Below are 12553 nucleotides of genomic sequence, written 5' to 3'. Positions count from 1 at the left end.
GATTCGATTATGTTGGTATATTTGAAACTAATTTGCTTTCCGAAATAGTTCCATATTCGAACTTTATAATTCTATCAGCTTGTTTAAAATAAGCATCATCATGCGTTACAGCTATAATCGTTTTTCCGCGACGCTTTAGCATAGGTATAAGTTCTTCATAAAAATATTTTCGGAAATATGGATCTTGATCTGCAGCCCATTCATCTAGAACCAAAATTGGCTTGTCTTCTAAAAGGGCTAAAATTAATGACATCCTTTTACTTTGACCTTTTGAAAATTTCCTTCTAATCGAAGCTTCTCTATCGTCTAGAACCGTATCATCCATTTGCATTATTTTAAGCAGCTCCTTATAATAATTATTTCCCTCAAAGGAATAATTATTGTAATTTTTAGAAAATATGTAATTATTGGAATATATAACTGCAAATAAGTCCTTGTAACTGGACTCCAAATTATTTATCTCCTCCCCATTTAAAAGAATCTTACCTTTATTAGGAGAATAGAGACCAGTTAGAATATTAACAAAAGTACTTTTACCACTTCCATTACCTCCAGTAATGAAAATAATCTCTCCTTTTTCTATGCTTAAATTTAATCTCTCAATGGCAAAATTAAATTGATCCTGGGAATCATAACTGAATTTGATATCGTCAAACTTTAAATTATTAAACCCATAATTTTTCACTTTTTCCCAATCACAAACTTTTTCCTGTTTGAAATCTGAAAAAAATCTCTTTATTCGTTTATTTGAAACAATCGCTTTTATTAAAAAGCTTTGCATAGAAATTAAACCATTGATCGGACCATTTAAAAAAAGTAAAGCAACAACATAGGTTATGATTTGCTCGCTATCAAGTGAATGCAAGTATATTAAGATGATAAAAACTAACCCCAGTAGTAAGTATATTCCATTTTGACTTAATAAATTGAGGATTAAGTATTTTTTAGTTAAAGAAATATCCACTTTCATTGCCTTTTTTCTGTTGTCACCTAGATGATTAGTAAAAAAGTTCTCCCTTCGAATTGCACTTATTTTCAACTCCTTAAAACCTTTTATCGAATCATCAACATACCCATAATATTCCTCATTCAATTTTCGAAGATATTCATATCTCTTTGAGAGCTTTTTATTAATAAATAAATAAAGGCCTACAATTAAAATCAGAAAAAGACTGAGGATTAGTGTTGTCTCCATGGAAATCCAAAAAAGATAACCAAGACAAATAATTATAGTTAAAAGTGAGTTGATAAGAGTTATCAATATGTTAGGAAGATAAATAAAAACTCTCAGGTCTTCTAAGACAGTATAAAATCTTTGTGAACCAAATTTCAAAAAATTTTTAAATGATGATTGATGAAGCAAACTTAATATCTTCACCTCATTCTCATAAATCATTTTATAGTTTAAATCCAATAATTTAGATTGGAAATAAATATTTAATAAAAAAGAATAGATGATAAAACAGAAAAAAACAGGTAAAAGATATTGAGATAAAGACTCTATATCTTTTGTTAAAAAAATATTAATGATATAAAGTAAACTTGCACTAATGAAAGTACTGGGAAGCGAGAATACTATTATACTCAAATAATTCTTATAGTTTAACTTGAACATATTTATTGCTTATTGGTAAATGTAAAACAAGAACTTTATATTCTGTACATAGAGTTCCCTGCGGCTGTGACGGCTGTTATCAGTTGTACTTTTTAATATGCTTATACTTATAAGTTGCTGCGTGCTGCCTTATCACAGAAGAAAGCTTTCCTTTATTTCTGTGAATAAAAAAATGATTTCCTCTTAATATTTGAGTTTCTACTGTACCAAAAGTGAATTTTTCCCAATTTTTTATTTTATCAACTAGGGGTTCCTCATCTCCCATTAGAGCATGAATAGAAGTTTTTATTTTTAATCCATTTTCAAACCCTTTATTTTCTTCTAATAATTGAAAATCCGAACGTATTATAGGAGAAAAGAAATCATACAAGTCTTTATTGTCTAAAATTTCCTCTGGTACTCCCCCCAACTTTCGTAATTCTGCTTTAAAATCCTCATCACTTAGAACGAATACTGGTTGCTCGTCCTTTCTTGAGTGTAATCCAGGACCTGGAGTTCCAGTTGCCAAAAAACAAAAGGGTGGGTCGTTTTTATCTTCTAGTCCTTTTACAACAGAAAGTCCTAGTGCAGCCCCCATGCTATGACCAATAATCATATAGGGGGCATTATTTCTTTTTCTAACGATTTGTTGGAGATAATCCTCTATTGCCTCTTCCTTACTTGTTAATAGACTTTCATCCAAACGATTACCCCTACCGGGTAACTCTAAAGGCAAGTATTCAAACTGCGATCGATGCTTTTTTAGTTCATTAATTAAAAAATCAAAGGAATAGCAATTTCCCCCTGCGAAGTGTAAAAAATATAATTGTATAGGTTTCATTAAAATTTGTTTAATTAGAAAATTTCTTTGATGGAGTGGAATTGCATTATTTTTGCATTTTAAAATAAAATTCCCCAGTAGAGAAAGTATATATTAATAATTATAAGGGAGAAAAATATTAGAATGTAATATTGTTTATTTCCAATTAGACGAAAATATATCAAACTTAAAATCAGCGAAATAAGAGAAAGGATAGTAAATAATTTTAAAAGCCAAAAACCTGCGGAGAAGTTGGTAGGGAGTCCAAAAGCTAATAAATAATAATTCTCTTTTGAGGTTGTATAAATACCAAGAATAAGAATTAAAAATCCAGTAATTCCCACTAATATTGCGGTTAGAATAAGAATATTTAAAATTCTTATTTTAAAATTCTTATTTTTCCGTCCGTAAACTAAAAAAGTTAATAACAGAAATAACCCTACAAACATGGGGCTAAAAAATAACCATTGAAAATTATTCAAATTCCGACTTAAACTGTAAACCCCATCATTCAAAATTACATCAGTAACAAAAGCTTCATTTTCCTGTTCGAAATTGTAATCTGAAGGTTCTTTTCCACTCAAGAATTTTCTAATAGCATCATTACCCTTAGTAGAAAAACTTGGAGCGTGACCGTAACCTTTAGCTGTTACTAATATAGACTTACTATATTTTCTTTGAGTTTCTTTTGCAAAATTGGTGGGAGTTATTGGATCGAATTCTCCAGAAAAAATTAAGACCGGATAATTGTTAGATTTATTAGAAAATGATGTATTACCATTATTGGCAGTACTGGACTCCGTGAATTTATCCCAATCTTTACAAACTAGAAAATCAGACCTATAAAATGATAAGCCTCCATTAAAAGAACTTAGTTCTTCTGCATTCGAGTCAAATATTTCCAAGCTATTTTTCGGAATTACATCATTGCATGTAAAACAAAAATATGTACCGTAATCTAGAGACAAAGCTGCGGAAAACGTTTCCACCAGTTTCCCTAAAACCTCTTTATTCCTTGCTTTGAATTGGTTTATCAAAAGTGGTATTATTTCGACTAGTTCTGGAGTATATAAAGCTTGGTGGATGGCTATTTTGAAATCTTCAGCATTGTATGTAAATTTCCCAGAGCCAACTATATCCTTATTAACTTTGACAGTAATAGGCTCTCTTTCCAAATTCTCTATGACTGAATAATATACAGAGTCTATTTCTTTAAATTTATCATTACATCTCGGATCATCCTTGCAAGCTTTAAAAACTTTATTTAAGCTTGTTAAGTAATTGTTATTTATTGAATTATAATAATTTCCAATATTGGGAATTGAAGAGTCCAAAATTAACGAGTTTATATCCCCTTGAAATTTCTTTGCATATTCCTGAGCTAAAAATGTGCCGTAAGAAACACCATATACATTCCATTTGGAAATATTTAAACTCTTTTTTAGGTGATGAAGATCCTTTGAAACTGAACTGCTATTATATGATTCTATATCTATTCCACTATCGATTAAAGACTGTTTGCAATCCCTGCTAACTTTAACCTTCTCCCATTCATCCTTGTCTTCAGATTGATTCTTAGCCAATATTTGAAGAAATTGATTACCTAGATCTGGGCACATATTAGGTTCGGAAAAGCCTGTTCCCCTAAGATCAAGTAAAATAATATCATGCTTTGCTCGAACGGGGTGCCCTAACCATCTCCATAGTGATCCAAGAGTACTTCCTCCCGGCCCTCCCTGTATAAAAACTACCGGTTCCCTTCTATCATTTATATTTGCTGAAGATGGAATTACGGAAACTGCAATTTTAATCTTCTTCCCTTTTGGTTCAGAGTAATTCTCTGGAACAATCAAGTAATACCATTCAATTTTTTCATTCTTTAATTCTTCCCACTTGGGGAAAAATGTTTTTCTTTCTTCTAGGGATACACTAACCTGTGCAGCACCGGAAAATGTTATTATTGTAAAAATTAAGAATAAATAAAATCTCATAGTGTAATATTGATTATTTGTGACTCTCGAAATCTTTTAAATAAAAATTTCATCGATTTGTATTTCCGGAAATATTAGTTCTTTTATTTTTAGAGATAGATTACAACAGTAGTTTTCGTCTATTTCAAACCTTAAAGTTTGAAAGCTATCCCCATTAATTTTTGAAAAACCTCCTTTTATAGTAAAGCTTTTTAAAGGTATTTGAAACCCTTTCCCTGCTGCCTTAATTACGGACTCTTTTTCTGTCCAGTATTGATAAAATTCATCTAAATAATCCTTTTTCTGTATAATTCTTTTCCATTCAATTTCCAGCATCTGAGTCTTAAACTCATAAACATCCATTGCTTTTTTATATTCAATATCTACCCCTATTTCTTGATTTATATTAAAACAGCACACAACGAGATCCCTGGAATGGGTAACGTTAAAATAGAAGGGATTTCCGGGTAGATAAGGCTTCCCGAATTCATTATAAATTATTGAATTTACAGACACATTTGATATGTTATTATTTGAGATATAAGAAAATATTAAAACCCTTCCCAACAAAGATAATTGAGCATCTTGCCAACGCTTATAACTGTGAACTTTAGAATTGAAATCTTTATCAAAACATTTCAAGTACTTTTTTAAATACCTTGAATGTTTATTTTCATCAATCTTAGCATAATAAACTTGAATCATACGGTAAACTTCAGAATATCATCGTATAAAAATTGTCTAACCTTATGAAGCACTAAGAAATCCAGGCGATTTATAAAATCTTTTTTATCATCTGAACCTGTTGCCTGAACCATCTTATTTATAGTTTGATCAGTTTGATTTTCACAGAGATACTTTATTGATTCCAAGGTCTCTTCGACACTTCTTCCATTTTGAAAGTGGTCAAGTACAATTCCGTCAACATCTAAAGAGTATTCTACCAAACCATGTTGGATATCATCGACAAAAACATATTTATAATCGTTTGGTTCTTCATAAAAATTTTTAATCAAGTTATTAGATCCAGAACTCCAATTCCACCCCGTGCTTTTTAAAACTAAGTTATCCTTCCAAATCAGTTTTTGTTTTATAAGCCATTCCTCCTTTTTATTCAAGGGATCGATCAATTTTTCTCTTTTAAGAATAATATCCAAATATTTCTGTAATGGAGTTCTAACCTCATTTTCTTTGATCTTTGCTATTTCAGTTTCGTAATGAAAAATATCATTCAATACGTTTGCCGCTGGGGCACCTTTTTTTTCTTCAAGGTCAACCTTTATAAATTCTTGAAATTTATAAAACTCATTGCCTCCATATAAATCATGTTTCTTTAGAAACCTCTTTAAAGTATTTGGTGCAATTTTCTCATAGAGGTTAATTGTCCGCAAATAATTTCTTTTTAAATAATGTATAGGTAAACTGCCTATTTCCTTGGACAATTTGTGGTGACTTCTCTTAGGACAAGAAATAAATGGTTTAAGAATACTATAACACTTTTTCTCGGATAAAATCTTGACTAGAAAATACATCTTCCCTAGATTACCATAAAGTAAGCCTCCGCTTTCTTGATTGCTATCAAAATCGTTTATGAAGTTTTTTGCAATAGATTTGATCTCCTTACAATTGACATTATAATCTTGTAATAAGCATAGACCTATGCCAGATAAACCACTATATAAATCCTCATTCTCATTTATTAAATAATGACTTTTATCTATGCTATGACTTCCGAAAACTTGAGATATACCACATTTACCGGAAGCCCATCCAATATTGTAATCTGCATCGAATATTTTGGTACTTCCATTTCTATAGGCTTTTAAATATTTAGTAAACTTTTCTTTAGTCAAAAAATCTACCTCATAGTTTCTCCAATTATTTTTATTATCGTTAAAACTATTGGAAACATAATTACAAATCCTTTCCAAAATATAGTCTAGACCTGAATCCGGAAAACACCTACTCACTTCATTTAAAGCATAATATACACCAGAAGCTCCATGAGCAAAACCACAAGAATCTTTTAAGTTAACTTCTAGTTTGGAGTTCCAACTAAGTCCATCCTTCGATAAAACCCCATTTTTAGAAAGTTTAACTGTAAAAATTTCAATTAAGTTAAAAATTTTATCAGAAGGTGATATCTTATATAATTCTAATAATACAAATAATGTACCCGCACGTCCATCATAAAAATAATCACTTGTATATGAATTATTAAAGTATTCATCTTGACAAGGCTGAATTAAATTTAAACTTTCATTTAAATACTTTATCTCTTTGGTGGCAATGTAAAGTTGTAATAAAAAATAGGAAACACCAGCTCTACCGGTATAGAATGAGAAGTTTTGTGTTTCATTTTTTTTACAATAATTGATTAACTCATCACTAAGAGATCTAATTTTCAGTAATAACAAATCATCACGATTAAGTCTAAATACCTCAAGAAAGAATAATAAATATCCAGAAATTCCTGTTTCTATATTTTCAACTTTACTTAAATTACTTTGAGTTATTTTTTTTGTCCTCTTATCATTTAGTATCAGATATTTATAATCTTCAAAATTTAAGTGCTTATAAGCCTCAATGTAATCTTCTATTGTTGATCTAATCTTTTTATCCATTATATTTGATTAGTTTTTAAAAGATTTAAAATTTTGAAATAGTAGTCCGGATAATCCATCATAAGTCTGTGCTCCAATAAATTTCCGATATAGTTAATTTTCTTATATATCCCTACGGTATGAATATACTTTGTCCTATTAGGCAATCCTGTAAAATCTGCAAGGCCATCAAAAGCATGATTTACTTCTTTTAATTGATAAGAAACCTTCTTATCCCTTTTTTCCGCTAAAGCCATAAATAAAAACTGCTCAAAAATGGTATTAAACATACCTTTATCTATTTTGTCTATTTTCGCTAAGTTCTGATCAACAAAATTGAAAACTTCCTTTGTATAGCAATTGAAAAAAGCTATATCATTACCGCCGAGCAATCCCGCATTTACAGAGATAATTTTTTTATTTTTTTCAATTGACTCCAATAATTCTGGTGGTATATATTGAAATGTTTCTCTGATTTGTTTAAAAATATTATCGTAGTATGAAAATCCGTCCTCTATATTTTGAACGAATAAATCTGCATTTTCACTTTCAGGTTTAAATTTGTGATAAATATAAATATCACCATCTGCGTGGATAAAAGGTTCTTTCTGTATACTATAGGCATAAATTTTACCAAGAGCCCATAGATCACTATGATAAATATTTAATCTATCTAAACAAACATCTACATGCGTATACGGCAAATCTAATTTGTTAATTAATAAATCATAACCAGCCTGGTCAGTAACCAATTCTACCTTAGAATAAAATTTCTTAAACTGAAGACAACTCAAGGCCCAGCTCATATAATTAAATCTTTTATCTACCCAGCCACCTTTGTTTCTATCCGATGTTTTAAAGGAATCTTTCTTTAAAGTTGGTTTTGACCAGTAGCTCTGAACTATTTTCATTAAATATTGATATTAATACTTTTAACTGTATTTAATTATTAAGTAACATCTGACATCCTCTTATAGAAAACCAGGTGAAATATATAGCTCCCTCTTCATAAGGCCATTTTTTAGTATGCATCATGAATTAAAGTAGGAAGTACGAGGAAGCTATATTTTTAAATCAGGGATTATTAACTTACAGGTTCCTTGGAGTAGAGTATTTCTCTTTCTCCATATAACCTCTCTGCTATTTTATCATTTTTCTTACAATAATCCAGTAGTAAATCTGATTGGATTATTGGATTGGACTCATCTGTATATCTTAAACTACTGATAAATTCTAACCAAGGCTCTTGTCCCATTGCATAGACATAGACTTCATTAGCCTTGAAAGCATCTACTAATCCCTGCCCTCTTTTAAAATTAGAACCTGCAAGCCTTCTTGTTGAATCTTTATCTCTAGGTAAATTTTCAGTTAACAAAGGCCCATATAGCCAGGTTAACGGAGCTCCATCACATTCCATTCCAAGAAAAATAACATCTACATCACCTATTACATCTCGAACCTTTTCATACAATTTTGACTCTATATTACAAGAATCGGCTACAAAAAGCATTTTAAAATCCTGAATCTGTACTAGATGACATATTTTCGCCTGGATATTTAGATCACAATGTTCTCCAATAAAAGGTAAACCTGTAATAGTACAATCTTTAAATTTTATTGAATCCATTTCGTCAATTTCAATAACATTTTCAAAACCTATGGCATTAAACATAAGTTTAAGATTAGGATCTTGCAATGGACCATTAGCAGATCGTGGTACTACAATATTTCGTATTTTATGTCTCAGAGGAATTAAAGTTTCAAATAAAATATGATCTTGATGATTATGAGTAATTAATACATAATCAATAGTTTCAGGCAAATCCATATCTGAATACCTGTCTACTTCTTGCGGATATCCATAATAACTAATTATTGGATCAATAAGAATACTTACATCCTTTGTCTCTACCAAAATACACGCATGTCCGAAGTACCTCATGCGAACTTTATCACCTTCATATTTATTATAAGGTTTCGGAGCTTCAGTAGTAAAAAAGGAACGGAAAACATCCTGCTTTTCGGCTGGAATGTTTAAAGCCCTTTTTATTTCTTCAAATGAAGCTGGTTTACGTCTCATTTCACTTAATTGATCAAGAACTTTTTCCCTAAAAGGAATTTGCAAATGAACTTTATCTTCATCCTCCAAGCGTGGTGTACTAAGGCAAAATGGCCTTTCATCATTATCTGTAAGCCATAGTAATATACTTTGTGAAGATTCTTTGTAATATTTACTATGATATAATAAAGCTTCAAAAAATCTAAAAGAAGGAAAATTATTTAAATCATATGTTAGCTCTACATATCCTTTTAATATTTCAGGAACTTCATCATACAGCGGTTCCAGTGAATATCCTTTGGCCTTACTTTTTAAAATTTTATCCAGCTCATTTACTGCTTCCCAAAACTTTATCATATCTTCTTGCTCGGTAAGAGTTTTATCCCGTAACTTCTTTATTTCATCAACCCTTTCTCCATTATAATCTATGAATGGACCTCCAAGCATTTTTGGGTTCTTAACCGCAGCAGCATGCACTGAGGGTGCCTTTACATAAGAGTTCATAATTTTTAAATGCCTTCCAACTATATTCATAGCGGATGTGGCAGGAGAAATCAAATGTCCCCATGCAAACCAATTATCAAATAATGGCTCTATAACTAGGTTCGGTTTTAAATAAACTTGATCTTGCATTGTATTTTAAATTTAAATTAATTTTTATTGAGTATTATTTAATATGGATACACCCAACTTATCCATAATGAAATTGCTTATATCCAATTCTTTTTTTGTCAATATTTCCTTGTGGCTACAGTTATAATTGATAACTGAAACCCTTTTGGCAAGCGTATCAACATTATTTAGCCTCATAGACATCATATGTTTATGATTTTCAAATGAAAATTGAGAATTTTTATTATAGTTCGAATTTATTGACTTAAATAAATAAATTTTTGATTCTTCTAAATAGAAGTCATTTGTAGTATTGGATAAATCATTCTGTATTCTATTATTTTCAAGCCAGTTTTTTATCAATTCTTCACTTATACCATCTTTTCTAGCTTGTTTTATCAGGTTTTGTTCTTCTTGCTGCTGGTTACCTTCCAAGAAAAGTTTTTCACCAAGATCCCGCATTTTAGCGTCCTTGATATAAGTATCCAGTAGAAAAATATTAATATCACCATACCCTTCTTTTTCAAGAATGGATGCCATCTTCATAGCAATTAAGCCTCCAAAAGACCAGCTTATAAGATTAATTTGTTTTCCGAAATCATTGTGTTTTCTATATTGCTTTAGATAATAATTTGCCAGACTACTTAGGGAATCAATTTTTGAAGTATTATATAAGTTAAAACTATCTATTCCGATACAATTGAAGTAAGGTATTAATCTTTGCGCTAAACTCTGATACATTTCGGAGCCACCCCCACCTGGATGTACAAAAATTAAATTCTTAAATTGACTTTTATATTCCGTTGAATACGGTTTTATTATTTCAGTAGGATTTCCTGTTTTTTTAATTAATTGGTTTATTGTTTTAAATCTGAATATATCTGAGACTTTTATGTCTTGTTTTAAATAAGATTTCATTTTAATTGATAGGGAAATCCCCAGTATGGAATCGCCCCCAATACGAAAAAAGTCATCCGTTACTCCCACACGATCAAGACCTAAAACTTCCTCCCAAATCCGGCATAATGCACGCTCGGTCTCCGTCTGAGGCGAGACATATTCCTCCTCAGACCTAGCCAAGTTTACCTCTGGAAGCGATCGCTTATCTAACTTTCCACTCATCGTTAATGGAAAACGATCTAATTTCATTAACCGTTTAGGTACCATATAAGCAGGAAGGAGACTTGATAATTTCTCCAATAAAATAATTTCCTGAATTGCTTCCTGACTCTCTTCTAAAACATAATAACCTACTAAATTTTTTACCACGCTTTGACCGATTAGCCGCTCTTGAGTTTTAACATAAGCTTGGGATACTCCCTTTATATCGGTCAAAATAGATTCTATCTCTCCAGGTTCAATACGATAACCATTAATTTTAATTTGACCATCTTTTCGACCTACAAATTCAATATTTCCATCTTCAAGATATCTTCCTAAATCTCCTGTTTTAAACATTTTAGTTCCTGATTTAAAAGGATTTGGAACAAATTTCTCATCATTCAAAATAGGTTTGTTTAAGTATCCTCTTGATATACCATCCCCAGAAACACAAATTTCTCCAATAATACCTTTGGGTTGTGGAATATTATTTGGTGCTAGTATAAATACTTGGTAATTTGAAATTGGTTTACCAATGGGAATATTTTGAGTCACGATTTCATTTAAATTTTTAATTTCATATGTTGTTGAACAAATCGTGTTCTCGGTAGGTCCATAACCATTAATAATTTGAATTTTTTGAGAATTATACCAAGCAATTGTTTTTGGTGCAATTCTTTCAACTCCTATCAAAATTCTTTTTAAGTGAACTTTACTATACGTTGACAATTTATTAGATACATCTAGTAAATGCATTGGATGAATATAACAATGAGAGATTTCATTATTATATAAGTAATCAGCATATTGCATTGGGTCACTTACAGTTTCCTCACTCGGTATATACAATGTACTTCCAGATTCTAAAGAGGAAAATATTTCAAGAACAGAAACATCAAATATTATTTTACAAGTTAAAGAAGTTGTACCGCTATTAAGTTGGTAATAAGTTAAGAAATTTACTACATTCTTATGCTCTACCATAACTCCTTTAGGGTGACCTGTGGTACCCGAGGTATAAATCACATACGCTAGAGCATTTGAATCTATATCTAAATTTAGATTGCTTCCATCCAATTCTTCGATTGCATCTACTGCAATTATTTCGCTTTCAAGTTCAAAACTAGATAGGTTTTCAAATATTAACATAGTTTGAGTTAGTAAAAACTCCGCCTTAGTATCTTCTAAGATATAAGTGATTCGATTTTCTGGATAGGCCGGATCCATTGGAACATAGGCTCCACCGGCTTTCAACACACCTAGTATTGATACTATCATATCCATACTCCTTTCCAGATACAATCCTATACAAGTATCCACTGGCATTGACTCATCGTGTTTTTCTTTGTAGGAATTTCGTATATGACGAGCAAGCTGATTACTGCGCTTATTCAGCTCTGAATACGTCAGCTCCTCTCCCTCAAATACCAAGGCTACAGCATTAGGAGTCTTTGCTACCTGAGTCTCAAACAGTTCATGAATAGTCTTATCCGATGGATAAGGAGCGTTCGTGTCGTTCCAGTTATAGATCACACGCTGATAATCCTCCTCACTCAGTAAACTGGTGTTACCATATAACTTCTCTGGAGCCTCAACAAGATCTTCCAGTAAGTAGGTGTAATGATTAAGCATTCGCTCTATCGTATCACGGCGAAATAAGCTCGTGGCGTAATTAATTTTACCCTCCAATTCTTCTTTATTATCGAAAAGGAAAAATGATAAATCAAATTTAGAAACCTCATATTCACCTTCCAGGCTTACTGGATGAAGACCTAAATCAGTATCCGGCCTGCT

Annotated in this window: 8 protein-coding genes; all 8 read right to left on the bottom strand. The window is 31.0% G+C overall.

Features of this window, described 5'->3' with window-relative positions:
- Positions 1 to 7 precede the first annotated feature (7 nt).
- Positions 8 to 1615, bottom strand: a complete 1608-nt coding sequence (locus B4F31_RS13375; protein ID WP_349675929.1) for an ATP-binding cassette domain-containing protein — start codon at positions 1613 to 1615, stop codon at positions 8 to 10.
- A 79-nt stretch (positions 1616 to 1694) separates the two neighbouring features.
- A complete protein-coding gene (locus tag B4F31_RS13370) occupies positions 1695 to 2435 on the bottom strand; it encodes a thioesterase II family protein (RefSeq protein ID WP_286761492.1) in 741 nt (246 codons plus the stop codon).
- Between the two features lie 59 nt (positions 2436 to 2494).
- Complete coding sequence (locus B4F31_RS13365; RefSeq protein WP_286761491.1) at positions 2495 to 4405, bottom strand: alpha/beta fold hydrolase; 1911 nt, start codon at positions 4403 to 4405, stop codon at positions 2495 to 2497.
- Between the two features lie 36 nt (positions 4406 to 4441).
- Positions 4442 to 5089 (bottom strand): 4'-phosphopantetheinyl transferase family protein, encoded by a 648-nt coding sequence (locus B4F31_RS13360; RefSeq protein WP_286761490.1) that lies wholly within the window; start codon positions 5087 to 5089, stop codon positions 4442 to 4444.
- Complete coding sequence (locus tag B4F31_RS13355) at positions 5086 to 7008, bottom strand: lanthionine synthetase LanC family protein (protein WP_286761489.1); 1923 nt, start codon at positions 7006 to 7008, stop codon at positions 5086 to 5088. Before B4F31_RS13355 ends, B4F31_RS13360 begins: the two co-directional genes overlap by 4 nt.
- Positions 7008 to 7898, bottom strand: a complete 891-nt coding sequence (locus tag B4F31_RS13350; protein ID WP_286761488.1) for a DUF6734 family protein — start codon at positions 7896 to 7898, stop codon at positions 7008 to 7010. The genes B4F31_RS13355 and B4F31_RS13350 overlap by 1 nt, the downstream gene beginning before the upstream one ends.
- Positions 7899 to 8071: 173 nt before the next feature.
- Positions 8072 to 9679, bottom strand: a complete 1608-nt coding sequence (locus B4F31_RS13345) for an MBL fold metallo-hydrolase (RefSeq protein WP_286761487.1) — start codon at positions 9677 to 9679, stop codon at positions 8072 to 8074.
- Between the two features lie 24 nt (positions 9680 to 9703).
- Positions 9704 to 12553, bottom strand: a 2850-nt coding sequence (locus B4F31_RS13340; RefSeq protein ID WP_286761486.1) for a non-ribosomal peptide synthetase, incomplete at its 5' end; no start/stop codon positions are given.

This window comes from Salegentibacter sp. UBA1130, from assembly GCF_002311535.1.
Classification (GTDB): Bacteria; Bacteroidota; Bacteroidia; order Flavobacteriales; family Flavobacteriaceae; genus Salegentibacter; species Salegentibacter agarivorans.
The sequence above is the reverse complement of the archived record's forward strand: the minus strand, read 5'-3'. Positions and strand labels throughout refer to the sequence as shown.